The sequence below is a fragment of the Arthrobacter sp. AL12 genome (genome assembly GCF_029960645.1).
In the GTDB taxonomy this organism is placed as follows: Bacteria; Actinomycetota; Actinomycetes; order Actinomycetales; family Micrococcaceae; genus Arthrobacter.
In genome coordinates this window covers 39,999-65,653 of record NZ_JASBQY010000003.1, presented here as the reverse complement: position 1 = coordinate 65,653, position 25,655 = coordinate 39,999, and the positions used below count along the sequence as shown (strand labels likewise).

The 25,655-nt window shown below is 68.4% G+C and carries 20 protein-coding genes; 9 read left to right on the top strand and 11 right to left on the bottom strand.

Annotated features, from left to right (window positions below; genetic code table 11):
• Nucleotides 1–233 (top strand): hypothetical protein (locus QK291_RS04635; protein WP_282379585.1); only part of this gene is annotated, 233 nt, incomplete at its 5' end.
• 427 nt (nt 234–660) lie between these two features.
• Here QK291_RS04635 and QK291_RS04630 read toward each other — a convergent pair.
• From QK291_RS04630 to QK291_RS04605, 6 genes are all read right to left on the bottom strand, one after another.
• The gene (locus tag QK291_RS04630; protein WP_282379583.1) at nt 661–2,220 is read right to left on the bottom strand and encodes an amino acid permease; all 1,560 of its coding nucleotides are present in this window, start codon (nt 2,218–2,220) and stop codon (nt 661–663) included.
• Between the two features lie 198 nt (nt 2,221–2,418).
• Nucleotides 2,419–2,826 carry a DUF779 domain-containing protein gene (locus QK291_RS04625; protein WP_282379581.1) on the bottom strand — a complete coding sequence of 136 codons (408 nt, stop codon included), beginning with the start codon at nt 2,824–2,826 and terminating at the stop codon, nt 2,419–2,421.
• Nucleotides 2,827–2,842: 16 nt separating this feature from the next.
• Nucleotides 2,843–3,853 (bottom strand): alcohol dehydrogenase AdhP, encoded by a 1,011-nt coding sequence (gene adhP / locus QK291_RS04620; protein WP_282379996.1) that lies wholly within the window; start codon nt 3,851–3,853, stop codon nt 2,843–2,845.
• Between the two features lie 158 nt (nt 3,854–4,011).
• Nucleotides 4,012–5,538, bottom strand: a complete 1,527-nt coding sequence (locus QK291_RS04615; protein ID WP_282379579.1) for an aldehyde dehydrogenase family protein — start codon at nt 5,536–5,538, stop codon at nt 4,012–4,014.
• A 213-nt stretch (nt 5,539–5,751) separates the two neighbouring features.
• The gene (locus QK291_RS04610; protein WP_282379577.1) at nt 5,752–7,155 is read right to left on the bottom strand and encodes a GAF domain-containing protein; all 1,404 of its coding nucleotides are present in this window, start codon (nt 7,153–7,155) and stop codon (nt 5,752–5,754) included.
• A 211-nt stretch (nt 7,156–7,366) separates the two neighbouring features.
• Entirely contained in the window at nt 7,367–8,815 is a 1,449-nt protein-coding gene (locus QK291_RS04605; protein WP_282379575.1) for an FAD-dependent oxidoreductase, read from the bottom strand.
• A 174-nt stretch (nt 8,816–8,989) separates the two neighbouring features.
• Here QK291_RS04605 and rarD point away from each other — a divergent pair, with 174 nt between their 5' ends.
• The gene (rarD, locus tag QK291_RS04600; RefSeq protein ID WP_282379995.1) at nt 8,990–10,036 is read left to right on the top strand and encodes an EamA family transporter RarD; all 1,047 of its coding nucleotides are present in this window, start codon (nt 8,990–8,992) and stop codon (nt 10,034–10,036) included.
• Nucleotides 10,037–10,069: 33 nt separating this feature from the next.
• Here the strand turns inward: rarD and QK291_RS04595 are convergent, their stop codons facing one another.
• Complete coding sequence (locus QK291_RS04595; RefSeq protein ID WP_282379574.1) at nt 10,070–10,942, bottom strand: universal stress protein; 873 nt, start codon at nt 10,940–10,942, stop codon at nt 10,070–10,072.
• Between the two features lie 201 nt (nt 10,943–11,143).
• On the opposite strand from QK291_RS04595, the gene QK291_RS04590 reads away from it, so the two are divergent.
• Nucleotides 11,144–11,968 carry a hypothetical protein gene (locus QK291_RS04590; RefSeq protein ID WP_282379572.1) on the top strand — a complete coding sequence of 275 codons (825 nt, stop codon included), beginning with the start codon at nt 11,144–11,146 and terminating at the stop codon, nt 11,966–11,968.
• 245 nt (nt 11,969–12,213) lie between these two features.
• Here QK291_RS04590 and gabT read toward each other — a convergent pair whose 3' ends face one another.
• Both gabT and QK291_RS04580 read right to left on the bottom strand, forming a co-directional pair.
• The gene (gabT, locus tag QK291_RS04585; protein ID WP_282379570.1) at nt 12,214–13,569 is read right to left on the bottom strand and encodes a 4-aminobutyrate--2-oxoglutarate transaminase; all 1,356 of its coding nucleotides are present in this window, start codon (nt 13,567–13,569) and stop codon (nt 12,214–12,216) included.
• A 94-nt stretch (nt 13,570–13,663) separates the two neighbouring features.
• A complete protein-coding gene (locus tag QK291_RS04580) occupies nt 13,664–15,094 on the bottom strand; it encodes a gamma-aminobutyraldehyde dehydrogenase (protein ID WP_282379568.1) in 1,431 nt (476 codons plus the stop codon).
• Nucleotides 15,095–15,239: 145 nt separating this feature from the next.
• On the opposite strand from QK291_RS04580, the gene QK291_RS04575 reads away from it, so the two are divergent.
• The 5 genes from QK291_RS04575 to QK291_RS04555 all read left to right on the top strand — a co-directional run bounded on the left by QK291_RS04575 (nt 15,240) and on the right by QK291_RS04555 (nt 22,809).
• On the top strand, nt 15,240–16,682 hold the full coding sequence (locus QK291_RS04575) for a PucR family transcriptional regulator (protein ID WP_282379566.1): 1,443 nt from the start codon (nt 15,240–15,242) through the stop codon (nt 16,680–16,682).
• A 307-nt stretch (nt 16,683–16,989) separates the two neighbouring features.
• Nucleotides 16,990–17,811, top strand: coding sequence for a polyphosphate kinase 2 (gene ppk2, locus QK291_RS04570; protein ID WP_282379564.1), 822 nt, complete (start codon nt 16,990–16,992; stop codon nt 17,809–17,811).
• A gap of 25 nt (nt 17,812–17,836) precedes the next feature.
• Nucleotides 17,837–20,572, top strand: coding sequence for an HAD-IC family P-type ATPase (locus tag QK291_RS04565; RefSeq protein ID WP_282379562.1), 2,736 nt, complete (start codon nt 17,837–17,839; stop codon nt 20,570–20,572).
• Between the two features lie 174 nt (nt 20,573–20,746).
• Nucleotides 20,747–22,132: an MFS transporter gene (locus QK291_RS04560; RefSeq protein ID WP_282379560.1), complete on the top strand. Its 1,386-nt coding sequence runs from the start codon at nt 20,747–20,749 to the stop codon at nt 22,130–22,132.
• Nucleotides 22,129–22,809: a FadR/GntR family transcriptional regulator gene (locus QK291_RS04555; protein WP_282379559.1), complete on the top strand. Its 681-nt coding sequence runs from the start codon at nt 22,129–22,131 to the stop codon at nt 22,807–22,809. The genes QK291_RS04560 and QK291_RS04555 overlap by 4 nt, the downstream gene beginning before the upstream one ends.
• Before the next feature lie 137 nt (nt 22,810–22,946).
• Here the strand turns inward: QK291_RS04555 and QK291_RS04550 are convergent, their stop codons facing one another.
• Entirely contained in the window at nt 22,947–23,483 is a 537-nt protein-coding gene (locus QK291_RS04550) for a hypothetical protein (RefSeq protein WP_282379558.1), read from the bottom strand.
• 137 nt (nt 23,484–23,620) lie between these two features.
• Between QK291_RS04550 and QK291_RS04545 the strand changes: the two genes are divergently transcribed.
• The gene (locus QK291_RS04545; protein WP_348994556.1) at nt 23,621–24,616 is read left to right on the top strand and encodes a DUF1206 domain-containing protein; all 996 of its coding nucleotides are present in this window, start codon (nt 23,621–23,623) and stop codon (nt 24,614–24,616) included.
• A gap of 37 nt (nt 24,617–24,653) precedes the next feature.
• Here QK291_RS04545 and QK291_RS04540 read toward each other — a convergent pair whose 3' ends face one another.
• A complete protein-coding gene (locus tag QK291_RS04540; RefSeq protein WP_282379557.1) occupies nt 24,654–25,655 on the bottom strand; it encodes a DNA topoisomerase IB in 1,002 nt (333 codons plus the stop codon).

Below are 25,655 nucleotides of genomic sequence, written 5' to 3'. Positions count from 1 at the left end.
GCGAACAGCCGGGCGTCGGTGCCGGCGAACTCCTCGCGGATGCCCTGGAGCATTATCCAGTCCCGGGCATTCTCGTGCACCATCCTGAAATGTTCCCGCGCCGTTCCGCAGGGTGGATTTGCCACGATGTCCTGCGCCGTCGCCTCGAATTCCAGCCGGGCCACGTGCCGGTTGCGCTGCCCATGGTCCAGCGCCAGGACTCCAGCAGGAACGCCCGCCAGACGTCCCGGTAAATGTCCCGCACGTCCGTGGCCCGCATGCTGTCGAACCGGGAATCGATGGTGCGGATGATCTCGTTCACCAGCTCCGCCGGTGGCCGAAATGGTGGACGAGAATGTAGCTGCTGACCCCCAGGGCCTCGGCCAGGCTCCGGAACGTCAGCTCCGCGTGGGTCTTCTCCAGAATGGCGGCCAACAGCCCTGTTTTTGCGTTCCGGTCGGGCTGGGAGGGCCATGGTTCCAGCAGTGGAAGCGGCCGTTAACGCCGAAGTCGCCGGAGCCGTGCGAGTTCGCGGGAAGGTTCCGGCGAACTCGCACGGTTCCGGCGACTTCGGTCCAGATGGAGCGGGCGCACCCCCAAGAACACAACGCGGGGTCACGCGCGGCCCATCCGACGGGGCGGGACGGACCGCAAGTGACCCCGCGTTGTGGTGCAGGATCCTTAGTTGGCTCCAGCCTTGGCCGTGGCTTTGGCGTCCTCGACGGCGGCGCCCTTCTCGGCGGGGCCGTTGACGGAAGCCCTGGCCTCGGCGAACTTCTCGTTCAGCCGGGAGTGGCGCTGGCCGTAGGAGAAGTAGATGACGACGCCGATCACGAGCCAGACGGCGAAGAAGATCCAGGTCTCCACGGCCAGGTTGGTCATGAGGTACAGGCACAGGACGGCGGAGATGATCGGGAGCACCTTGCCGAACGGCACCCGGAACGCGGGCTTGAGGTCCGGGCGCTTCTTGCGCAGCACCAGGACGCCGATGCTGACGGTCACGAACGCAGACAGCGTGCCGATGTTGATCATTTCCTCGAGCAGGTCCACGTTGGTGAGTCCGGCAACCACCGCCACGCCGGCGCCACAGATGATCTGGAGCCGGACCGGCGTCGCACGGATGGTGCTGGTCTTGGACAGCGAGCGCGGCAGCAGGCCGTCGCGGCTCATCGCCAGCACCACCCGGGAGAGGCCCATGAGCAGCACCATGATCACGGTGGTCAGGCCCACGAGCGAGCCGAAGGCGATGACCTTGGCGGCGTCGGTGTTGCCCACCGCCTCGAAGGCCGTCGTAAGGGTGGGGTTCTCGGCCTCGGCCAGCTCCGTGTAGGAAACCATGCCGGTCAGCGCCAGGGACACCAGGATGTAGAGCACCGTGACGACGGCGAGGCCGCCGAAGATGCCGCGGGGCAGCGTCTTCTGCGGGTTCTTGACCTCCTCGGCGGAGGTGGCGACGACGTCGAACCCGATGAAGGCGAAGAAGACCAGCGCGGCGCCGGCGAAGATGCCCAGCGTGCCGTACTGCGCCGGGGCGGCACCGGTGAGGAAGCCGAAGAAGGACTGCTTCATGACGTCGGCGGCGCCGGTGCCGCCGGTCGGCTCGGAGGCCGGGATGAACGGGGCGTAGTTCTCGAACTTCACGTAGCTGAAACCCACCACGATGACAAAGAGCACAACGCCGATCTTGATCAGCGTGAAGATGTTGCCAACGCGGGCGGACAGCTTCGTGCCCAGCACCAGCAGCACGGTGAACACGGCGACGATCAGGAAGGCACCCCAGTACAGGTCCACGCCGCCCAGGGAGATCGACGGCGGGACGTCGACGCCCATGAGCGCGAAGACCTTGCTGAGGTAGATGCCCCAGTACTTGGCGATCACCGCACCGGCGGTGAACAGTTCGAGGATGAGGTTCCAGCCGATGATCCAGGCCAGCAGCTCACCCATGGTGGCGTAGGTGAAGACATAGGCGGAGCCGGCCACGGGGATGGCCGTGGCGAACTCGGCGTAGCACATGATCGCCAGCGCACAGGTGACGGCCGCAATGGCGAAGGAGAGGGTGACCGCCGGGCCGGCGAAGTTAGCTGCCGCCTTGGCGCCCACCGAGAAGATGCCGGCGCCGACGGCAACGGCAACGCCCATGATCATCAGGTCCCAGGAGCTGAGCGAGCGCTTCAGCTTACGTCCGGGTTCTTCGGCGTCCGACATGGACTGCTCGATCGATTTGGTCCGGAAGAGGTTCATAGAAAAGTCCACAATCTCGGTAGCTTGTTGGAAACAGACCTATCCATAGTAGTGTCCATCCACTGGACGGCCTTTTTTATCCCACATGCTGAGACGCAAAAGCGGGCCGTGCAGGTTTCCCTGCACGGCCCGCTGGCGCGTGCTGCGTACCTCTTTAGCGCGTGGTGCTTAACTATCCCGCGCGTGCTGAGTAGCTAGTCAGACCGGCCAGTCCATCAGCTTCGACCGGATCAGGAACCTTTTGCCCTCTGGTGCCTCCACCGAGAAACCGCTCCCCCGGCCCGGCACCACATCCACGGTCAAGTGGGTGTGGCTCCAGTAGTTGAACTGTTCCTTCGACATCCAGAACTCAATGGTCTGCGGCTGCAGACCGTCGGAAATGTCGAACAGGCCCAGCAGCACATCCGAGTCCCCGGTGATGAACTCCCCCGCGGGATAGCACATTGGCGAGGACCCGTCGCAGCAGCCGCCGGACTGGTGGAACATCAGCGGCCCGTGCTGGAGCCACATCTTGCGCAGCAGTTCCACCGCGACGGGGGTGAGCGCCACCCGGGAGAAGTCCTCCCCGGGAAGGGTGACGGCGGCGTCGAGCTTTGTCGATGGCATCGGAGACCTTTCCTGATCAGTACTTGATGACCACGCGGCCATCGATCTTGGCGTGCTTCATTTCGTCCAGGACGGCGTTGACGTCGGAGAGCTCGCGGGTGGAGACCGTGGGGTGGATCTTGCCCTCGGCGTAGAACTCCAGCGCCTCCTGCAGGTCCTGGCGGGTTCCCACAATGGAGCCGCGGACGGTCAGGCCCTTGAGCACAATCTCGAAGATGGGCGCCGGAAAGTCACCCGGCGGCAGGCCGTTGAACACGATCGTTCCGCCGCGGCGGGCCATCCCGATCGCCTGTCCGAACGCTGACGGGTGCACCGCCGTGACCAGGACTCCATGGCAACCTCCGGTTTCGCGCTGAATGACTTCGGCGGGATCTTCGTGCAGGGCATTGACGGTCAGTTCCGCACCGTGCTTCTTGGCCAGGGCGAGCTTGTCATCGGCGATGTCCACCGCGGCGACGCGCAGGCCCATGGCCACCGCGTACTGGACGGCGATGTGGCCGAGGCCGCCGATGCCGGAAATGGTGACCCACTGGCCGGGGCGTGCCTCGGTCATTTTGAGGCCCTTGTAGACGGTCACTCCGGCGCAAAGCACCGGGGCCACCTCGACGGGGTCCGAGCCGGCCGGGATCCGGGCGGCGAAGCGCGTGTCCACCAGCATGTACTCGCCGAAGGAGCCGTCCACGCTGTAGCCGGCGTTCTGCTGCGATTCGCAAAGGGTTTCCCAGCCGGTGCGGCAGTACTGGCAGTCGCCGCAGGCGGACCAGAGCCAGGCGTTGCCGACCAGGTCGCCGACCGCCAGGTCGGTGACGCCCTCGCCGAGGGCCACGACTTCGCCGACGCCTTCGTGGCCGGGGATGAACGGCGGGCTCGGCTTGACCGGCCAGTCGCCTTCCGCTGCGTGGAGGTCGGTGTGGCAGACGCCGGTGGTCAGCACCTTGACGAGCGCCTGGCCGCGGCCCGGTGTCGGCACGGGCACGGTCTGGATCTGCAGGTCCTTGCCGAATTCGGTTACCACTGCGGCTTGCATTGTCGTCGTCGTCGTTGTCGTCGTCATAGCGAAATCCTTGCGTCATCAAACGTGGGTGCAGCTAGGGGGCGTGCGCACGGCGTCCTTCCGGGTGGATGCACACGTGGTGCGGGCGGGGCGGATCTTTTCCGATCCGCCCCGCCCGGGATTGGTGCGGCTTAGAAGAAGCCGAGCTTGTTCTCGTTGTAGCTGACCAAAAGGTTCTTGGTCTGCTGGTAGTGGTCCAGCATCATCGAGTGGTTCTCGCGGCCGATGCCGGAGGACTTGTACCCGCCGAAGGCAGCGCCCGCCGGGTAGGCGTGGTAGTTGTTCACCCACACGCGTCCGGCCTGGATCTCGCGGCCGGCGCGGTAGGCGACGTTGCCGTTACGGGACCAGACGCCGGCGCCGAGGCCGTAGAGGGTGTCGTTGGCGATGCCCATGGCGTCGTTGTAGTCGCTGAAGCGGGTCACGGACACGACCGGGCCAAAGATTTCCTCCTGGAAGATCCGCATCTTGTTGTGGCCTTCGAAGATGGTCGGCTGCATGTAGTAGCCACCGGCCAGGTCCCCGGGCATCTCGGCCCGGGCGCCGCCGGTGAGGATCTTGGCGCCCTCCTGCTTGCCGATGTCGATGTAGGAGAGAATCTTTTCCAGCTGGTCGTTGGAGGCCTGGGCGCCGAGCTGGGTGTCGGTGTCCAGCGGGTTGCCTTGGATGATCTTCTCGACGCGCTTCACGGCGTCGGCCATGAAGGAATCGTAAATCTCCTCCTGGACCAGGGCGCGGGAGGGGCAGGTGCAGACTTCGCCCTGGTTGAAGGCAAAGAGGGTGAAACCTTCCTGCGCCTTGTCGTAGAACGCGTCGTCGGTCTTGTCGGCGACGTCGTTGAAGAAGATGTTGGGGCTCTTGCCGCCCAGTTCCAGTGTGACCGGGATCAGGTTCTGGCTGGCGTACTGGCTGATCAGGCGGCCGGTGGAGGTTTCGCCGGTGAAGGCGATCTTGCGGATCCGGGGGCTGGAGGCCAGCGGCTTTCCGGCCTCGACGCCGAAGCCGTTGACGACATTGAGCACGCCGGCCGGCAGCAGGTCGCCGATGAGTTCCATCAGGACCAGGATCGAGGACGGGGTCTGCTCGGCCGGCTTGAGGACGACGGCGTTGCCGGCGGCGAGCGCCGGGGCGAGCTTCCAGACGGCCATCAGGATCGGGAAGTTCCAGGGGATGATCTGGCCGACGACGCCGAGCGGTTCGTGGTAGTGGTACGCGGTGGTGTCCTCGTCGAGCTGGGACAGCCGGCCTTCCTGGGCGCGGACGGCGGAGGCGAAGTAGCGGAAGTGGTCGGCGGCGAGGGGGATGTCCGCGTTGAGGGTTTCGCGGATCGGCTTGCCGTTGTCCCAGGACTCGGCGACGGCGAGCATCTCGAGGTTCTCATCGATCCGGTCCGCGATCTTGTTCAGGATGGCGGCGCGCTCGGCGACGGAGGTCTTGCCCCAGGACGGCGCGATCTTGTGGGCGGCGTCCAGCGCCAGTTCAATGTCCTCGGCGGTGCCGCGGGCGACCTCGCAGAAGACCTTGCCGGTGACCGGGGTGATGTTTTCGAAGTACTGGCCCTTGACCGGGGCGACCCATTCGCCGCCGATCCAGTTCTCGTAGCGGTCTTTGAAGGTGACCTTCGAGCCCTCGGTGCCGGGCTGTGCGTAAACAGTCATTGCTAGCTCCTTTGCTGTGCAAGATAGTGGCGGCCAGATGCCGGCGCCACCGTTGCGTTCAGCCTAGGAGCAGGGAGGTTGCAGTCAGGTTGCAACCACGTGACCCGGGTCACGTCCGCGTCGGGCGTGGCCGCCCGCCTGGCCCCGTTGCGCTATCACTTAGGGCTGCTAAACGGGCCTTTTAAGGACCATATCTGATAGCTCAACCGGGGGTCAGGCGCTGAGTTCCGCCTCGAGCCGTTCCAGGTCGGCGACGATCGCAGCCCGCTTGGGCGAGCGAGGCGGCAGCAGTTTCAGCGCCGCGGTCCGGACCTCGACGTCGTCCCTGGCCTCGGGCAGCTCGGCATACCTCAGGAGCGACTCGGCGCTGCCGTCGGTCAGCACCGCGTCGCGGAGCAGGGAGGAGACCCGGGACCGGAGTCCGGCGATGCCGGGGGCCTCGGAGCGGGGCAGGACGGCGCCGCGGTAGATTTCCAGGGCGATCCGGTGGGCGCCGCGCTGCAGGCAGTTCAGCACCTGGCCGGAGTCGGGCACCAGGTCCAGCGGCAGCCGGTAGGGCCGTGACTCCGGCACGGCGGCCGGGTTGAGCTGCTGGAGGACCTTGCGCAGGCGGACCATCTCGGCCCGCAGCGTCATGGTGGACGCGTCCCCCGGGTACAGCAGGGCACAGAGTTCCTCGGCGTTGAGTCCCTCGGGGTGGGTGCTGAGCAGCGCCAGGATTTCGCTGTGCCGGGCCGACAGCGCCACGGTGCGGCCGTCGATGCTGAGCAGCGCCTGGTCCCGGCCGAGGAGCTGGAGGCTGTTGCGGTACAGACTGCCGGCCGAGCCCCCTGTCCCGGAGTGGTCAGCGCCCCGGCCCGTCCCGGCAGCGGCAACGCCCCGCCGTCGGGCCGGCGAGGACTGCTTGGCGGCCGCGAGCTGGAGCCGCTCCACGCGGAGGTGCGCCTGCGCGGCGGCCACGGTGGCCTCGACCAGGGACAGGGTGTGCGGCGCGACGGCGGACTCGGTGCCGGTGATGTCCACTACGCCCAGCACGGCGCCGGAATCCGGGTCATGGAAAGGAACGGCCGTGCAGCTCCACGGGTGGACGGAGCGCTTGTAGTGTTCGGCGCCGGAAATCTGGATGCCGCGGCCCAGGGCCAGGGCGGTACCGGGGGCGCTGGTGCCCACGGTCGCCTCGGACCAGTCGGCCCCGGGGACGAACATCATGCCCTCGGCGCGGCGCCGCATTTCGGCGTCTCCTTCGACCCAGAGCAACCGGCCCACTTCATCGCCCACGGCCACCAGCATGCCGCTGTCGTGGCTGGGCAGAACCAGGAGCTTGTGGATGACCGGCATGATGGCGGCGAGCGGGTGCTGGCGCCGGTACTCCTCGAGTTCTTCGCTGTCCATCGCCAGCGGGGCCTCGGGGTTGTCGGGGTTGGCGTGGAGCTGGGCCGAACGGCGCCAGGACTCCTGGATCAGGCTGCTAAGGCCGGGAAGCTGCAGATCGGCCGGGAACACGAGGCCCTGGGAGTCCAGGTGCTCGTGACCGGCGCTGGCATACTGCTGGCGCAGCGCTGCGGGAACCCCGCCGGCCGGCGGGAACAGCGCTGCCGGATGGATCGGATTCCTCATTGAACTCCCCCGGACGGGCACGACGGCGTACCGGAGGCAGCCATGTCCGGTCCAGTGTACGGGGCGTGCCCCAAGCCCGCCAGAGCCCGCGGATCCTCTCGCGCGGATTCCGCGCCGACTTCAGACAGCCGCAACGTGGATCCGCGTGGCGGCCGTCCGTTTCCGCAGTGGATCCGGCGGCCCGGGCTTGCTGGGGCAGCGGGACAGGCGCCTAACCGCGGGAGATCCGCACCATGTCCTCGCGGGGAACCACCTTGATGCGTTCCCGCACGATGCCGGCGGCGTCACCGGCGGCGGACCACTCGGCGCCGAGGGCCAGCTCGTGGGCGTCGAGCCGGTTCCAGCCTTCCCAGGTGGTGTATTCGATCCCGCGCTCCTCGAGGAGGTCGATGATCGCCTGCGGGTCCGGGTTCGGCGCCGGCGGCAGGCTCAGCCGGTCCTCGAGCAGGAAGCCAATGGTCTCCAGCGCGTCGCCCTTGGTGTGGCCGATCAGCCCGACCGGGCCGCGCTTGATCCAGCCTGTGGCGTAGATGCCGGGGACGGGGTTGCCCTCGGCGTCGAGCACCCGGCCGCCCTCGTTGGGGATGACGCCGCGGCGGGCATCGAATTCCAGTTCGTCCAGCGGCGAGCCGTGGTAGCCGATCGCGCGGTAGACCGCCTGGACCGGGTAGTCGAGGTATTCCCCCGTGCCCTTGACGTTGCCGGTGCCGTCCAGCTGCATGCGCTCGAACTTGATGCCGGTGACCTTGCCGGGGTGGGCGGCGTCGTCGTGGATTTCCACCGGGCTGTGCAGGAAGTGCAGGTGCAGGCGGCGCGAGGACGGCTTCGCGGCCTCGGCGTGCTCCTCGACGAGCCAGTTCGTCAGGGTGTTGACCATGGTGCGGATCTGGTTGTTGCTGCGGATCGCCTCGTCGGAGGCCTCGTCGAACTCGAAGTCCTCCGGGTACAGGACGATGTCGACATCCCGGGCGTGGGAGAGTTCGCGCAGCTCCAGCGGCGTGAACTTGACCTGGGCCGGTCCGCGACGGCCGAACACGTGGACATCCGTGACCGGGGAGTTCTTGAGCGCCCGGTAGACGTTGTCCGGGATCTCCGTCACCAGCAGATCGTCGGCATGCTTGACCAGCATGCGGGCCACGTCGAGGGCCACGTTCCCGTTGCCGATCACCGCGATCTCCTTGGCATTCAGCGGCCAGTCGCGCGGAACGTCGGGGTGCCCGTCGTACCAGGAGACGAAGTCGGCCCCGCCGAAGGACCCCTCGAGCCCGACGCCGGGGATGTCCAGGTCCGCGTCCTTGATGGCGCCGGTGGAGAAGATCACGGCGTCGTAGAAGGCACGGAAGTCGTGCAGGGTCAGGTCGCGGCCGTAGGTGACGTTGCCGAGGAAGCGGATGTCGCCGCGGTCCAGGACCTTGTGCAGCGCGTTGACAATCCCCTTGATCCTGGGGTGGTCCGGGGCGACGCCGTAGCGGATCAGGCCGTACGGTGCCGGGTACGCCTCGAAGAGGTCGATGCTGACCTCGAAGTCGCCGCCCTTGACCTCGTTGGACTTGGTCAGAATGTCCGCGGCGTAGACGCCGGCCGGTCCGGCGCCGATAATCGCAACGCGGAGCGGACGTTTGGACGTTCTGTTAGGCGATGTTTCGGCCGAGTTGGACACCGGGAGCCCTTCTGAGTCTTAGCGACGGCGCCAGCACATGCAGCGCACAATCCCCCATTCTAAATGTCCGCAGGACAGGATGGGCGCCCCGGTGACCGACATCGCAGGGATCCGCGCCCGGCGCCGGACGCCCCGGAGCCGAAAGGCAGGAATAGGGGTCCCGCAGGTGGTGTTATTGATCTTGTGCCTACCCCCGACCGCTCCCCCTCACCCGCCACGCTGAGCACCCCGGACACCGCCGCCCCCGGCGGAGGCCCCGGCGGAGGCCCCTCGAAGCCACCGCCGGCGGTCCTGAAGGCCGTGGACACGGACACGACGGCGGGAATCATCTTCGGGATCGGCGCTTACGGCCTGTGGGGGCTGATGCCCCTCTACTTCTTCCTGCTGCAACCGGCCGGCGCGGTCGAAATCGTGGCCAACCGGGTGCTCTGGTCGCTGCTGTTCTGCGCCCTGCTGATCACCATCACCCGCTCCTGGCGGGTCCTGGGAGCCGCCTTCGGGAACCGCACCCTGATCTTGCCGCTGATCCTCGCCGCGGTCCTGATCGCGGTGAACTGGCTGACCTATGTATACGGCGTGACCACCGGCCAGGCTGTCGAAGCCTCACTGGGCTACTTCATCAACCCGCTCGTCTCGGTCCTGCTGGGCGTGCTGGTGCTGAAGGAGAAACTGCGGCCGCTGCAGTGGGCCGCCGTCGGAATCGGCTTTATCGCCGTGGGCGTCCTGACGGTGTCCTACGGCAAACCGCCGTGGATCGCCCTGACCCTGGCGCTGAGCTTCGGCCTCTACGGCTTCGTGAAGAAGCGCGTCGGACCGCGCGTTGATTCGATCACCAGCCTCACGGTCGAGACAATCGTGCTGGCGCCGGTGGCCGCCGCCGCGATGACGGTCCTGGCGCTCACCGGCGCCGCAACGCTGGCCGCCCACGGCGCCTCGCACTTCTGGCTCCTCGCGGCGTCGGGCATCATCACCGCCGTGCCGCTGCTGTTCTTTGGCGCCTCGGCGCGGCGGCTGCCGATGACCATGATCGGCCTGCTGCAGTACTTCGCCCCCGTGCTGCAGTTCATCGTCGCCCTGGCCGTGTTCCACGAGCCCATGACGACGGACCGCTGGATCGGCTTCGGCGTGGTGTGGCTGGCGCTGCTGGTGCTGACCGTGGACATGCTGGCCACCACGCGGAAGAACTCCGTGAACCGGAAGCAGGCCCGCGCCGCCGCCTGAGTCTGGCCCCGGCGGCGGCGCGCTGCCCGGCGGTCAGTCCTCGGGGCTCGTATCGACCCGTACGTAGTCGCGCGGGACCACCACCATCGGCACCGGCAGTGCCAGGAGTACCCTGTGGGCTGTGCTGCCGATGAAGAGCTTGTTCTTTTCCGCCAGACGCGACGAGCCCACGATCAGGATCTCGCCCTCGTCCCAGTCCAGATCATCGATCGCTTCCTCGATGGTGCGCCCATGGGCCACCTCGACGGTGACGTGGTGGCCGGCCGGGAGCCGGTGGGCGGCCGCGGTGAGCACGGTACTGGCGTGGATGTGTGCCGCATTGATGTTTTCACCGCTGTCCCCTTCGGCGTCGAGTTCGACGAGGGAAACCAGCCGCAGCGGCACCCCTCGGCGTTCAGCAGATTCGATCGCGACGTCGATCGCCGCCTCCGCACCGACGCGCTGGCCCACCGCGAGGGTCAGCCGCGTGATCGGCTCCGTACGGTGGTAGCCCCGGGGCGCCAGCGCCACCGGAACGGGCGAAGCGTGGAGCAGGGCGTTGGCCGCGCTGCCAATCGTGTACCGCTTGAACAGCCCCGCGCTGGCGGCACCCACAATGATCAGGCCGGCTTTGTATTCCACGGCAGCCTCGATGAGGCCGGCCGCGTGCGAGTCGGCCTGGCGGACGTGGAACCTGGCCTCGATGTCCTTGGGAATGAGGGACAGGCCCTCCCGTTCCGCGCTGAGAACTTCCTGCTCCGCGGCGCTGATCCGGCTTCCCTCCGGATTCATCGCGACGTACGGTGTTTTCCGGTCCACTACGTAGACCAAATCAAGGTGCGCGCCCTGGGCGCGGGCCATGGCGGAGGCCAGCGCGACGGCGTCGGCGCCGCGGTCGGTGGGGGTATAGCCAACTACGTATCGCATGTATAAACCCCTTATGGGTCTGTGGCAGAAGCCAGCTTTGCTCCGGGGGTTCCGGGCGACGTCGGCCGGTCTGCGTTCCTGGAGTGGTAGGTACGACTCTAGCCCAGCGGGGCGCGGAATTGGCCGTGTCAGTCCGTGACTTTCGGCCCTGAGCAGGGCAATCATCCGTCCCTAGGCTGGCAGGGTCGAAGGGAATTCATGATGAGTGCTATTACTGCCGGGAAGGAATGGCCGCACGTCACAGCACGCAGCGCCGGGGCGGGGGCGTTGGCCCTGCTGTTGGCCCTGACCGCCTGCACGCCGTCCACGCCACAACCCGGCGGAAGCAGCCAGCCCGCAGCCTCGTCCGCTGCTCCCACGACCGCCCCTCCCACGACCGCCCCTTCGACGACGATGGCGGCTCCCTCGGCGTCCGCCACGGTGCCGGCCGACTCTGACGAAACAGCGCCTCCGCAATCGGGCGACAAGGTGATCTCCTCCACGGTCACCCTCAACTGGACCTGGCCGGGCCCCGGCCGCCCGTTCACGGCCGCCCACGAGAACCCGGTACCGATTTCGCCGCCGCCGGCCGCTCCCCTGCCCGCGCTGTATGCCATCGGAGCAGGGATGCACCCAGCGGAGACTCCGCCCTACGACCAGCTGAGCTTCCGCTTCCAGGGCGGGTTCCCGGGCTACGACATCGAGTTTGTGCCGGAACTGACTGCCGATGGCAGCGGCCTGCCGATCCCCATGCCCGGCACCGGCGCCATCCTCAAGGTCGTGTTCCACGGCGCCCAGGCGCACACTGCGGATGGTACGGCCACCACGATCACGAGCGCGCCCGCCCCCGCCATCGGCTACCCCGCACTCACCAGCTACGCCCCGGCCGGGGACTTCGAGGGCGTCCTCAGCTACGGCATTGGCGTCGGCCGGCCGATGAACACCGCGCCGGAGACCAAGGTGCGCGTGTACGAGGTCGAAAAGATCGAGCGGGGCCAGCACCTGTACGTCGTCGCGGTCCAGCTCGACACGAGTCACTGGAAATAGGGCCGGTCAGAAGCGGCAGGGCAGGTCAGACGCAGCAGGGCCGGTCAGAAGCGGCAGGGCCGGTCAGAAGCGGCAGGGCCGGTCAGACGCAGCAGGCCCGGCTAGACGCGGGTTAACGCAGCAAAGCCGCGGACAGTTCGTCCGCGGCTCAGCTGGTTTTAGGTGACGAGGTGACGAGGTGACGAGGTGGCCGGTTTGCCGGGATTCCGGTGGCCGGCTTACCTGTGACCGGCCCGCCGGGTCTCTCAGGCGTTGGCCTTGATGGCCGCGGCCAGGACCTGGAGGCCGTCGAGCAGCAGTTCGTCGCTGATGACCAGCGGCGGCAGCAGCCGGATAACGTTGCCGTAGGTGCCACAGGTGAGGATGATGACACCCTCTTTGAGGCAGGCCGCGGCAACAGCCTTGGTCAGCTCCGGGTTCGGCTCCTTCGAGCCGGCCTGGACCAGTTCGATCGCGAGCATCGCGCCGCGGCCGCGGACGTCGCCGACCACGGGCTGTTCGGACGCCAGTTCACGCAGCTTGCCGAGGGCGAGCTCCTCGATGTGCTTGGCGCGGGCGTTGAGGCCGTACTGCTCCATCGAACCGATCGACGCCAGCGCCGCGGCACAGGCCACCGGGTTGCCGCCGTAGGTGCCGCCGAGGCCGCCCGGGTGGACGGCGTCGAGCAGGTCGGCGCGGCCGGTGATGGCCGAGAGCGGCATGCCGCCGGCGATGCCCTTGGCCATCGTGATGATGTCCGGGACGACGCCCTCGTGGTTCACGGCGAACCATTCGCCGGTGCGGCAGAAGCCGGACTGGACCTCGTCGGCGATGAAGACGACGCCCTTGTCCCTGGCCCAGGCCGCCAGCGCGGGCAGGAAGCCCTCGGCGGGGACGATGAAGCCGCCCTCGCCCTGGATCGGTTCGATGATGATCGCGGCAACCTGCTCGCCGCCGATCTGCTTCTCGATCATGGTGATGGCGCGCTTGGCGGCCTCGGCACCGGTGATTGCCGGGTTTTCCTCGCGGTACGGGTAGCTCATCGGCATGCGGTAGACCTCGGGCGCGAACGGGCCGAAGTTGGTCTTGTACGGCATGGCCTTGGCGGTCAGCGCCATGGTCAGGTTGGTCCGGCCGTGGTAGGCGTGGTCGAAGGCGACGACGGCGTCCCGGCCGGTGGCCAGGCGGGCCACCTTGACAGCGTTCTCGACCGCTTCGGCGCCGGAGTTGAACAGCACGGTGCGCTTCTCGTGCTCGCCCGGGGTGAGCCGGTTCAGCTGCTCCGCGACGGCGACGTAGCCCTCGTAGGGCGTGACCATGAAGCAGGTGTGGGTGAAGTGCTCCACGGCTTCCTTGACCGCGCCGACGACGGCAGGGTCGGAGGCGCCGACGCTGGTCACGGCAATGCCCGAGCCGAGGTCGATGAAGGAGTTGCCGTCGACGTCATGGATGATGCCGCCGTCGGCGTCGGCGACGAACACGGGAACGGTGGACGCGACGCCGGCGGCGACGACGGCCTTACGGCGCTCGGTCAAGGCAATGGACTTCGGGCCCGGGAAATCGGCCTGGACGCGGCGCTTCTGCTCAAGACGGTAGGTAATGTCGTTCGCGGTGGTGGTCATGGAGTTTCCTTCTCAACTGATTGGGGCCACGCCGGCAGGGTTCCCTGGCCGAGCGGAGCGAGGTTAGGGTGCCGGTGGGGATTAAGCGACGGCGTTATGCATCTAATGCAGACATGACGTGCTTGATGCGGGTGTAGTCCTCCACGCCGTACATGGAGAGGTCCTTGCCGTAGCCGGACTGCTTGAACCCTCCGTGCGGCATTTCGGCGGTGAGGAGGATGTGCGTGTTGATCCAGACGGCGCCGAAGTCCAGGTCGCGGCTCAGGCGCATGGCCGTGCCGTGGTTGGTGGTCCAGACGCTGGAGGCGAGGGCGTAGTCGACGTCGTTCGCCATGTCCACCGCTTCCTCCTCGGTGCTGAACTTCTGCACCGTGATGACCGGGCCGAACGTTTCCTTCTGGACGATGTCATCGCTCTGCTTGGCGCCCGTGACAATGGTCGGCTCGAAGAAGTAGCCCTTCTCCCCCGCCCGGTGCCCGCCGGTCTCGATCCTGCAGTTCGCCGGCAGGTGCTCGACGACGGACGTGACCGCCCTGAAGTGGTTGACGTTGTTCAGCGGGCCGAAATAGTTGTCCTCATCGTTCTGCGAGCCCGTGTGCAGGGTCTTCGTGTGCTCGACCATGGCGGCGACGACGTCGTCGTGCACCGAATCCTGGACCAGGACGCGGGTGATCGCGGTGCAGTCCTGGCCGGCGTTAAAGAAGGAGAACTCGGCGATGGCCGCGGCGCTCTTCTTGATGTCGGCGTCGGCGAACACAATGGCCGGCGCCTTGCCGCCGAGCTCCAGGTGCGCGCGTTTGAGGCCCTTGGCGGCACCGGAGGCGACGGCGATGCCGGCCCGGACGGAGCCGGTGATGGAGACCAGGCCGGGGACCTTGTGCTCCACCATCAGGGCGCCGGTCTCGCCGGTGCCCAGGACGACGTTGAACACGCCGGCCGGGAAGATCCGCCCGGCGAGGCGGGCCAGGACGAGGGTGGATTCCGGGGTGGTGTCCGAGGGCTTGAGCACCACGGTGTTGCCCGCGGCCAGGGCCGGGCCGATCTTCCAGATGGCCATCAGGAACGGGTAGTTCCAGGGCGCGACCTGGGCGACGACGCCGATCGGTTCACGCCGGACGTAGGAGGTGTGGCCCTCGAAGTACTCCCCGGCGGACTTGCCCTCCATGATGCGGGCGGCGCCGGCGAAGAAGCGCAGCTGGTCCGCGCCGGCGGCAACTTCCTCGGAGGCGATCAGGGACCGGACCTGGCCGGTGTTCCGGTGCTGGGCCTCGACGAGTTCGTCGCTGTTGGCCTCGACGGCGTCGGCGAGCTTGAGCAGCATCAGCTGGCGCTGGCCCGGCGTCGTGTGCTTCCAGCTCTTGAAGGCGTCCTTCGCGGCGGTCATGGCGGCGTCGACGTCGGCCTGGCCGGAGACGGGCGACTTCGCCACAACCTCGCCGTTGGTGGGGTTGACGATGTCCAGGACCCCGGCTCCGGCCGGAGTGACAAACTCGCCGTTGATGAAGTTTTGCAAGGTTTGAACCACGGTGTACAACCTCTTTCGCGCTGAAAAGGACCCAATGAGACTGATCCGAGCCTATGCCAGCCGGTCAACCCCGGGGAATAGTCACCTGCACACCGTTGCCGCCATATTTTAGTGCGCTTGCCCAGCCCGCGGTTATCCTGAATCCATGGCTATTTCACTTGCCGCCCTGCTGGGGGTGCCGTCCCTCAAACTCGCCAAGGCCGGCCTCGCGGAGACCACCTGGCACCAGGACATCGTCTGGGTGGCCGTCACCGAACAGGAGGACCCGCAGCGGTTCCTCAACGGCGGCGAACTGGTCCTCACCACCGGCATGCGGCTCAGGAGCGCCCCGGACCAGCGCCGCTTCGTCCGCCAGGTCCAGCGCGCCGGCGCGGTGGGCATCGGCTTCGGGATCGGCCTGACCCACGACGCCGTGCCGCCGGCCCTGCTCGCCGAGGCCAACCGCTGGGGGCTGCCGGTGGTGGAGGTGCCGTACGAGACCCCGTTCATCGCGATCGGCAAGCTCGTCGCCGACGCCCAGTCCGCGGACCACTTCACCAAGCTGGAACGGCTCATCGCCGGGCACCAGATCCTCGCCCGCGCCCTGCTCACCGGCGGCGGCCTCGCCGAGCTCCTCAGGCACCTCGGGTCGATGCTGCGCACCGAGGTTGTGTTGACCCAGTTCACCGCCCAGCTCTACAACAGCGTGCCCGGCCATCCCGCGCCGAGCGCGGACGGCTGGGCGTCCTTCCCGATTCCCACCGGCCGCCGCGACGCGTGCACGCTGTGGGTGAAGCAGCCCTTCGAGGATTCCGGGATCGTGGGCTACGCCCAGAACCTGATCAGCGTCGAGCTCAACAACATGGTCAAGCAGCGCCAGTCCCAGCGTGCCCTGGCCGGGCAGGTCCTGGAGGATGTGATCCACGGGACCCTGGAGCCGAGCGAGGCCACCCGGCGGCTGGCCGGCATCGGCGTCAACAGCACCCGCCGGAACGTCGTCCTGCTGGCCGAGTCCGCTGCGCACGCCAAGCAGCTGGGCACCTCCTCCCTGCCGCTGCCGCTGGAACAGGCGGTGAGCGCCGTCGTCGGCAAGGATCTGGTGGTGGTGATCCCCGACGACGGTCACGGCGCCAGTGCGCTGGCCCGGAGCCTCAGCGACCACCTGGCCGAGGCCGGGATCCACGCCACGATCGGGATCGGCGGGGCGTACACCAAGCCCAACGGGCTGCGCTGGAGCTACTTCGAGGCCCGCGACGCGGCCAGCCACGGCCTGCCCGTGAACGAACCCGAACGGCTGAGCCTGACCTCGCTGCTGCTGGCCAGCGAGGATGTGCCGCTGGCGGACATGGCGAACGAGTCCCTTAATCCGCTGCGGAGTTTCGATAGCGCCCATGGCGCCGAGCTGCTCACGACGCTGGAGAGCTACCTGAACAACAACGGCTCGGTCGCGGCCGTGGCCGAGGAGCTCACCCTGCACCGGAACACGGTCCGCTACCGGCTGGCCCAGATCACCGAGCTCACCGGCTACGACCCGGCCCAGACCGCGGACCGGGTGCAGCTCTGGCTCGCCCTCGCCGTGCAGCGCCTCGGCGCCCGGCACCCGCGGTGACCCGCCGTCGGTCCCCGGACCCCAACCACCCCTCCCGACCCGCCACCAAAGCAACGCGGGGTCAGACCGCGCCCATCCCGGGCCCCGACATGGGCCCGACGTGACCCCGCGTTGCCTATTGGGGTCTTAGTGCCGTAGACCCGGTCTTCAGCCACGGTCAACACTGGGATTGGCAGCACGCTGCACATGAGTGCCCGCACAGTGCCTGCGCCCTTGCGCCCCTCCCGCGGACGAAAGTGCCGGTCCGTCGGTGCCGCGGTGCGGTTGCCTGATTCGCCCTAGGAAGTACCCGACTAGGAGGCCGATCGTGGGCAAGAAGAAGAAAAACAAGAAGGGCTCCGAGGACGAGACCCGCACCAAGATGCCCCGCAAGAAGTACGAGGCGGAGATGGCCAAGCTGCAGGGCGAACTGGTGGCCCTGCAGGAGTGGGTGAAGTCCACCGGAGCCAAGATCTGCATCGTGTTCGAGGGCCGTGACACGGCCGGCAAGGGCGGCACGATCAAGCGCATCGTCGAGCGGGTGAGCCCCCGGGTGTTCAGGGTCGTGGCGCTCCCCACGCCGACGGACCGGGAAAAATCCCAGATGTACCTTCAGCGGTACATGGCGCATTTCCCGGCGGCCGGAGAGGTCGTCATTTTTGACCGCAGCTGGTACAACCGTGCCGGCGTCGAGCCCGTGATGGGCTTCTGCACCCCGGAGCAGACCCAGAAGTTCCTCAACATGGCTCCGCAGGTGGAGAAGGCGATGGTCGATTCCGGCATGATCCTGCTCAAGTACTGGCTCGAGGTCAGTGAGGACGAGCAGACCCGGCGGCTGCAAAGCCGCATGGACGATCCGCGCAAGACCTGGAAACTGTCGCCGATGGACCTGTTGTCCTACAGCAAATGGCACGACTACTCCCGGGCCAGGGACGCCATGTTCGAGGCGACCGACACCGCCTGGGCACCGTGGTTCGTCGCGGACAATAACGTCAAGAAGCGCGGCCGGCTCAACATCATCAGCCACCTGCTGAGCCAGGTGCCCTACGAGCCGTACCCGGGGCTCGACGTCGATCTGCCGAAGCGCCAGAAGCCCGGCGACTACCGCGAGCCGACCCTCGCGGTGCGGCGCGTCCCGACCGCGTTCTGAGCAGCGCCGTGATGAGGAGGAAGCCATGAAGGACAATCCCGGAGCAGCAGCAGACGTGGCCACTGCCGAGGCGGACGCCGCCGCCTGGTACACGCTTGCGCCGGCCGAGGTGGCTGCCGAGCTGAGGGTGGACCCGGCCCGCGGATTGAGCGCAGCCGAGGCGCAGGAGCGGCTGCAGGAGTACGGTCCCAATGCCCTGGCCGCCGCGAAGCAGGAGCCGGTCTGGAAACGGTTCTTCAAGCACTACCGGGACTATATGCAGATCGTGCTCGTGGTCGCCGCCCTGGTCAGCCTGCTGATCGCGGAATACGGGACGGCGATCGGGCTCGCCATCCTGACGCTGTTCAATGCGTGGCTGGGATACCACCAGGAAGGCAAGGCTGAAGAAGCCGCCGCTTCCCTGGGGCAGATGATGAAGGCGATGGCCAAGGTGCGCCGCGACGGAGACATGGCCGAAATCCCCGCCGAGCAAATCGTCCCCGGCGACATTGTGGTGGTCGACGCCGGCGACCGGGTCCCCGCCGACGGCCGGGTTGTCCTGGCGGCGACCCTCCAGATCGAGGAGGGCGCCCTGACCGGCGAGAGCGTCGCGGTCGAGAAGGACACCGCCGTCATTGGCCGGCACGACGTCGGCATCGGGGACCGCCTGAACATGGCGTTCATGAACACCAACGTGACCCGGGGCCACGGCGAGATCCTCGTGACCACCACGGGCATGGGCTCGGAGGTCGGCCGCATCGCCCACATGCTCTCCGGGCAGAAGGTGGAGAAGACCCCGCTCACCAAGCAGGTGGACCGGCTCACCATCTTCATCATCATCGCCGCCCTCTTCGCCTTCGTCGCCATCGTGGTGATGGGCCTGGCCCAGGGCGACTCCTTCGCGGTGCTTTTCGGGATCGGCGTGGCGCTGGCCGTCGGCTCCATCCCGGATGCGCTGCCCGCCGTCGTCACCACGATCCTGTCAGTGGGCTCCGTCAACATGGCCAAAAAGAACGCCATCATGAAGGTCCTTCCCGCCGTCGAGACCCTGGGCTCGACGTCGGCGATCAACTCGGACAAGACCGGCACCCTCACCCTGAACCAGATGACGGTGCGCGAGTTCGTGACCGTCCAGCACCACTACACGGTGAGCGGTGAGGGCTACAGCTTTGACGGGCAGGTCCAGCGGACCACCGGCGACGCCGAGCAGAACCTCGACTATGTGATGTTCCCGTGCGCGCTGTGCAACGACTCCGATATCCAGGACGGCGAAGTGATCGGCGACCCCACCGAGGCGGCGCTGTACGTGCTCGCGCAGAAGGGCGGTGTGGACGTCCGGGAGTTCCGCCGGAACAACCCGCGCGTCGCGTCGGTGCCCTTCGACTCCGACTACAAGTTCATGGCCACCTTCCACCTGATGCCGGGCGCCGACGGCAGGCCCGTGATCCGCGGCTACGTGAAGGGCGCGCCCGACGTCGTGCTCAACCGGTCCTCGTCCGGGCGGATGCCGGGCGGCCGCGCCGAACGGCTCACCGAGGAGATGCGGGCGAAAGTGCTCGCCGCTAACGAGCGGATCGCCAGCCAGGGCCGGCGGGTGCTCGCCCTGGCGCAGCGCGAGTTCGACCCGGCGACGTTCCAGCCCTCGGGCGACCTCATGGCGCTGATGCAGGACCTGGAGATTTGCGCGCTGATCGGCGAGGTGGACCCGCCGCGGGCCGAGGCCGTCGCCGCCATCGCCAAGGCCAAACACGCCGGCATCCGGGTCCGGATGATCACCGGCGACCACGCCATCACCGCGGCCGCGATCGCCGACGAACTGGGCATCCGGGGCCGGGCGGTCACCGGGGCCGAGTTCGCGGCGATGAGCGATACGGAGGCCGACAGCCAGGTCGACGGGATCGGCGTGATCGCCCGGGTGGCCCCCGAGCACAAGGTCCGGCTGGTTGAGGTGCTCAAACGCAAGGGCCACGTTGTCGCGATGACCGGCGACGGCGTAAACGACGCGCCCGCCATCGCCGCGGCCGACATCGGGATCGCGATGGGCATCACGGGCACCGACGTCGCCAAGGGCGCGGCCAAGATGATCCTGGCGGACGACAACTTCGCCACCATCGTGACCGCCGTCGAACAGGGCCGGCTGGTGTACGACAACCTGCAGAAGTTCATCCGGATCCAGGTCGCCAACCTGTTTATGTTCATCCTCGCGTTCATCGGGTCCTCGGCCTTCGCGATCGCCGGCACGGCGCTGCTCAGTCCGGCCCAGGTGCTGTGGATCCACATGGCGATCGTCGCGCCGATCGGCGCCGTGATGGGCCTGGACCTCGCGACGCCGGGCATCATGGACCGCAAGCCCCGGCCCTTCAACGAGCCGATCATCGTCCGGTCGATGATGGTGCGGCTGTTCGTCGTCGGGCTGTTCATGGCGGCCGCGACGCTGGTCCTCGTGGAAATCGGCAAGACCTCCTACGGCTCCCTCGAGATCGGCCAGAGCATGGCCATCGTGGGCCTGGGGCTGATGAACATCGCCGTCGCCCTTAACCTGCGTTACCCGACCGAGAGCGCCTTCGGGCCCTCCACCCTGTCCAACCCGAAGCTGCTCTGGGCGTTCGCGTGGGCCTTCGTCGGCTCGATGCTGATCACCCAGATGCGGGTGCTGCAGGATCTGTTCGGCACCGTGGCGCTGACCGGCGAGCAGTGGCTGGCCTGCCTGATTCCGGCGGTGCTGCTGCTGGTCCTGGGCGAGCTGTTCAAGCTCATCCTGCGGGCCCGGCACGCCCGCTAACCCCTTCTCCACAGCAACGCGGGGTCACATCGCGTCCGTCCCGGGCCTCCGCTTGGGCGCGATGTGACCCCGCGTTGCTTGGTGGAGAGGGGTCGGGGCGGAAGGGGGCGTCATATGCCGAGATATTCGCCACTAAAGGCTAGACCCCAAACATCAAACGTCTAACCTTTAGGTATGGCTAGCAGCACGGCGACGTCCGCCCTTCCCCAGACAGCACCTCCCGCCGTCACAGCACCTCCCAGCGTCGTGGCACCTCCCGCCGTCGTGCGCGCACCGCGCGGGGTGGTCGTCGCGGGCGTCGTCGCGATTGTGCTGATCGGGCTCAACCTGCGCGCCGGGATCACCGGCGCCGCCGCGTTGCTGCATGACCTGCAGGCGGTCCTGGGCTACGGGCCGCTGATTGCCGCCATCATCCCCTCGATCCCGACGCTGTGCTTCGCCGTGGCCGGCGCCGCGACGTCGTGGCTCACCCGCGTCCTGGGGCTCGAGAAGGCGATCCTGCTCTCCCTCGTGCTGCTCGCGGCCGGGCTGCTGGTGCGCGGGATTCCGTCCACCGGCATGCTGATGGCGGGCACCGTCGTCGGGATGTCCGGGCTGGCGATCTGCAACGTGGCCATGCCGTCCTTCATTCGGGTCCATTTCGCGCACCGGACGTCGCTGATGACGGCGCTGTATACCGTGACCATGACGACGGGCGCAACCGTGGTGGCCGTGCTGATCGTGCCCGTGGCGCAGCAGCTCGGCTCGCCCTCCGCCGGCGTCGGGGCCATCGGGTTCCTGGCGCTCGGTGCCTGCCTCGGCTTCCTGCCGATCGCGCTGCACGCGCACCGCAACGCGCCGGCCGTCAAGGCCGGCCGGGTGTCCCCCTGGCCCCTGCTGCGGACCCGCACTGGCCTGCTGATCACACTCGGCTTCACGGTCCAGGCCCTGCTGGCCTACGCCGTGCTGAGCTGGTTCCCCTACATGCTGGTCACCCTGGGCATGACCGCCGCGGAGGGCGGGCTGATGTTCGGCCTGATGCAGCTGGTCTCCGTCCCGGCCGGCATGGTGCTGGTCGCGATCGGCTCACGCCCCCGGATGCGGCGCACCGCCTTCTACCTAGCCACGGTCACCATGGCCGTCGGGGTCCTGTCCATGCTCGTCCTGCCGCTCTCCTGGGCGCCGCTGACCGCGGTGCTGCTCGGCTTCGGGCTGGGGATCTTCCCGCTGGTGATGGTGATGATCAGCCGCAGCGGCCGCACCACCGCCGAAACCACCGCACTGTCCACGGTGGCGCAGTCCGCGGGCTACCTGCTGGCGACACTGGGCCCCTTCGGCATGGGGCTGCTGCACAGCGCCACCGGGTCCTGGACGCTGCCGCTGCTCCTGCTGCTGGCCGTCGCCCTGGGCCAGATCGCCGTCGGGCACCTGCTGACCGCCGCGCCCAAGGTGCCCCGGCCACCGGAGCCGCTGCCTGCGGGTCCGCAGCCGGCGAAGCCCGCGCCCGCGGAGACGCAGCCTGCGGAACCGCAGCCCGCCGGGGCGTCCACCCTGGTCTCCGCCCGGGAGGGACAGTCATGACCCTCACAACATCGCACCGGCCGCCGCTGGTGGAGGAAATCACCGCCAAGCTGCGGGAGCTGATCCATTCGGGCGAATGGCCGCTGCAGCAGCGGATCCCGGCCGAACCTGAGCTGATGGCCGTCCTCGGCGTCTCGCGTGGCACGCTGCGCGAGGCCATCAAGGCCCTCGCCCACAGCGGCATGCTCGAGGTCCGGCGCGGGGACGGCACCTACGTCCGCGCCACGAGCGAGATCTCCGGCGCCGCCCAGCGCATGTACCGGGACCACTCGCAGGTCCACATCCTGGAGGTCCGGGTCGGCCTGGACACCCAGGCCGCCCGGCTCGCGGCCCGTCACGCCACCGCCGACGACGTCGAGGCGATGCGCGGACTGCTGGAGGCCCGTCGGGTTGCCTGGCTCGCCGAGGACTACGCCGGCTGGGCCCGGGCGGACTGGGAGTTCCATGTCCTTGTGGCGCAGGCCTCGGGCAATCCGCTGCTGCACGAGCTGTACGTCAGCTTCGGCGTCGTCTTCCACGCCGACCTCCTCCGGCAGCAGGGCCGTGCCGGCTTCAACGGCCTCCCGCATGAAGGTCACGACGAACTCGTGGACGCCATCGCCGCGCACGACGAAACGGCCGCCGTCGAGAGCGTGCACCGGAACCTGAACTCCTGCGCGGAGTGGATCCAGCAGTAGCAGCCCCGCGGCGCCCCGCGAACGAAAAGACCCCGCACCGGAATCCCGGTGCGGGGCCTTCGTGTTGCGGCTGACCTGCAGCTAACCAGCGGTCAGCGGCCGGGTCCCGCGGTCAGCGGGTGCGGCCGCGTGCGCGATTAGCGGGCGAGGCCTGCGAAGACGTTCTTGGGACGCTGCATTTCGCCGTGCTTGGCGCCGAGGACGATCACGGTGCCGGCGAAGACCGGGATGGCCCACTGCAGGACCTTCAGCTGCTGCTGGGCGGAGCGGAGCTCCTCGGAGGCGCCGGGCTTGGGCTCGGTGGCGCCCTTGGCGCCTTCGCCGGCCAGCTCGTCCACCTTGGCGCCCTGGAGCCCGGCGTACAGGCTCACGCCGGCGCCGGCGAGGGTGACGATGGACTTGATGACGCTGAGGCGCGTGACGCCGTCCTGCTTGGCCATCCGGCCCCTGTTCTCCCACATGATGGCGAGGCCGGAGATGAGGTGCGCGCCGAAGGCCGCGGTCTGGACCGGGGCCCACTTCTTCCAGCCCAGGCTCGAGAGCCGGGTGCGTTCGGCCGGATCCTTGGCTTCCGCCGTCGCGCCGTTCAGGCCGATGGCGCCCATCAGCGAACCGCCGAACCAGGCACCCGCCGTCAGGTCGTGGATGGATCGGGCAACAAGATTTCCTGCCATGTTGAGCTTCCTATCGTCTGAGTTCGAAACCGGAACAGTCGTCGCCCACGAAAGGCCACGTCCGAGCTATGGTAAGCACACTTAGGAAAAACTTGGTAGTTCCGGGGACGCGCCCTCCCCTGCGTAGACTCGACGGCATGCAATCACCGGGGCCACACGGCCAGCCAGCATCCGGCGAAACCCTCGGCGGAGCCCCTGGGGAGGCCGCCGGCGCCACGCGCGGTGAGACTTCCGGCGCGACGCGCGGCGCTACGTCCGGTGAGACTTCCGGCGCGACGCGCGGCGCCACGCGCGGCGAGACCCTCGGCGAGGCACTCGGGGCGGCCGCCGGCGGCGCTGCCGACGCCGCGGAGTCCGCCTCGGACAGCGCGGCGCTCGACGTCGTCGCCCGGTCCGGCTTCGCCGTGATGGCACTGCTGCACATCGTGATCGGCGCGATTGCGGTGGCGCTGGTCCTAGGCGCCCCGGGCCAGGCCGAGCCGACCGGTGCGATCGAACAGCTCGCGGCCAACCCGTGGGGTCCGGCGGTCATGTGGGCGGGGTTCACTGCCTGCGTCGGACTCTCCCTGTGGCAGCTGAGCGAGGCGACGCTGCGGGCCAGGCACCTGCCGCGGCGGCAGCGGCTCGGGAAGCTTGTGTCCTCCGGCTTCCTCAGCATCGCCTACGGCAGCGTGGGGCTCAGCTTCGCGGGCTTCGCGCTGGGCAACCGGGGCGACTCGGGCGACTCGACCCGGGACTTCAGCACCGCCCTGGTCCGCAGCCCCTTCGGGGTGCCGGCGCTGATCGGCCTGGGCCTGACCGTCAGCGGGATCGGCGTGTACTTCATCGTCAAGGGCGCGGGAAAGAAGTTCAAGGCGGAGCTGCGCCATTTTGAGGGGATGCGCCGGGGCCGGCTGATCAGCGGCCTGGGCATCACCGGCCACATCGCCAAGGGGGTGGCGCTGATCCTGACTGGCCTGCTGTTTGTCATCGCGGCTGCAACCAACGATCCCGGTTCTTCCACCGGACTGGACGGCAGCCTCAAGGCTCTGCAGGACCACCCGTTTGGCCCCGCCCTGCTCCTGGCGATCGGCGCGGGCTTCATCGCCTACGGGCTGTTCGCGCTGCTCCGGGCACGCTTCGGCCGGATGTAGCCCGACGCCGGCCGGCCGGCGGAGGCAGTCCGGGCAGCTACCCCGCGGCCTTCCGCAGCGGAACGACGTCGCCCTCCTGGTACAGCAGGGCGCGGACCTCGGATTCGGCGGAGTCCACCCGCTTCGGGTCGATGGTCTCCCCCGCCGAGAAGTGGTCCAGGAGCCGCGGATCCACATAGCTCTTCCGGGCGATCGACGGCGTGTTGCCGAGGACATCGGACGCGTCCAGCATGGCCCGGCTCACCGCCCTCTTCCGGGCGGCCACTCTGGGCTGCGGGCCGCTCTTGGCCAGGCTCGCGGCCGCGGCCACCGTCCCCCGCAGGGTGCGGAAGTCCTTGGCCGTGAAGTCCTGGCCGGTGCGCTCCTTGACGTAGTCGTTGATGTCCGCGCTGGACACCGGTCGCCAGCTCCGGCCGTCCCTGTAGGCCAGCAGCCGGGCGTTGCCGCCGCGGCGCTTGAGTTGGCGCACGACGCCGGCCAGGTCGGCGTCGTGGATCCGCGACTCCCAGTTCTTGCCGCTCTTGGCGGGGAAGCTGAGCCGCAGCTCGTCCTTGCGCACGCCGATGTGGGCGCAGAGCAGGGTGGCGAGGCCGTGGCTGCCGTTCTCATTCGTGTAGCGCTCGGAGCCGACCCGCAGCGAACCGCTGTCCAGCATCCTGAACGCGGCGGCCAGCACGCGCTCCCGGGTGAGGCCTTCGGAGCGCAGGTCCATGGTGACGAGCCGGCGCGCGGCGGGCAGGGTTTCGGCGAGCTGGAGAGCACGGTCGAACTTGAGCCGGTCCTTCTTTTCGCGCCAGCCCGGGTGGTAGATGTACTGGCGGCGGCCGACGGCGTCGAGCCCGGTGGCCTGGATGTGCCCGTTGTCGTACGGCGCAATCCAGACATCCGTCCACGCCGGCGGGATGCCGATGCTCTCCAGCCGCTCGCGCACCGGCCCGGGCGGCAGGGTGGAGCCGTCCAGGTCCTTGTAGCTGAAGCCGGTTCCGGCCGGGACCCGGCGGTAGCCGCGGCCGGATGCGTTGCTGCGCCGGAGCCTCAT

Coding starts and splice junctions, on each gene's coding strand:
- QK291_RS04630 (WP_282379583.1), bottom strand. CDS start 2,220: ATGAACCTCTTCCGGACCAAATCGATCGAGCAGTCCATGTCGGACGCC.
- QK291_RS04625 (WP_282379581.1), bottom strand. CDS start 2,826: ATGCCATCGACAAAGCTCGACGCCGCCGTCACCCTTCCCGGGGAGGAC.
- adhP (WP_282379996.1), bottom strand. CDS start 3,853: ATGCAAGCCGCAGTGGTAACCGAATTCGGCAAGGACCTGCAGATCCAG.
- QK291_RS04615 (WP_282379579.1), bottom strand. CDS start 5,538: ATGACTGTTTACGCACAGCCCGGCACCGAGGGCTCGAAGGTCACCTTC.
- QK291_RS04610 (WP_282379577.1), bottom strand. CDS start 7,155: ATGAGGAATCCGATCCATCCGGCAGCGCTGTTCCCGCCGGCCGGCGGG.
- QK291_RS04595 (WP_282379574.1), bottom strand. CDS start 10,942: ATGCGATACGTAGTTGGCTATACCCCCACCGACCGCGGCGCCGACGCC.
- QK291_RS04590 (WP_282379572.1), top strand. CDS start 11,144: ATGAGTGCTATTACTGCCGGGAAGGAATGGCCGCACGTCACAGCACGC.
- gabT (WP_282379570.1), bottom strand. CDS start 13,569: ATGACCACCACCGCGAACGACATTACCTACCGTCTTGAGCAGAAGCGC.
- QK291_RS04575 (WP_282379566.1), top strand. CDS start 15,240: ATGGCTATTTCACTTGCCGCCCTGCTGGGGGTGCCGTCCCTCAAACTC.
- QK291_RS04565 (WP_282379562.1), top strand. CDS start 17,837: ATGAAGGACAATCCCGGAGCAGCAGCAGACGTGGCCACTGCCGAGGCG.
- QK291_RS04560 (WP_282379560.1), top strand. CDS start 20,747: ATGGCTAGCAGCACGGCGACGTCCGCCCTTCCCCAGACAGCACCTCCC.
- QK291_RS04555 (WP_282379559.1), top strand. CDS start 22,129: ATGACCCTCACAACATCGCACCGGCCGCCGCTGGTGGAGGAAATCACC.
- QK291_RS04550 (WP_282379558.1), bottom strand. CDS start 23,483: ATGGCAGGAAATCTTGTTGCCCGATCCATCCACGACCTGACGGCGGGT.
- QK291_RS04545 (WP_348994556.1), top strand. CDS start 23,621: ATGCAATCACCGGGGCCACACGGCCAGCCAGCATCCGGCGAAACCCTC.
- QK291_RS04540 (WP_282379557.1), bottom strand. CDS start 25,655: ATGAGGCTCCGGCGCAGCAACGCATCCGGCCGCGGCTACCGCCGGGTC.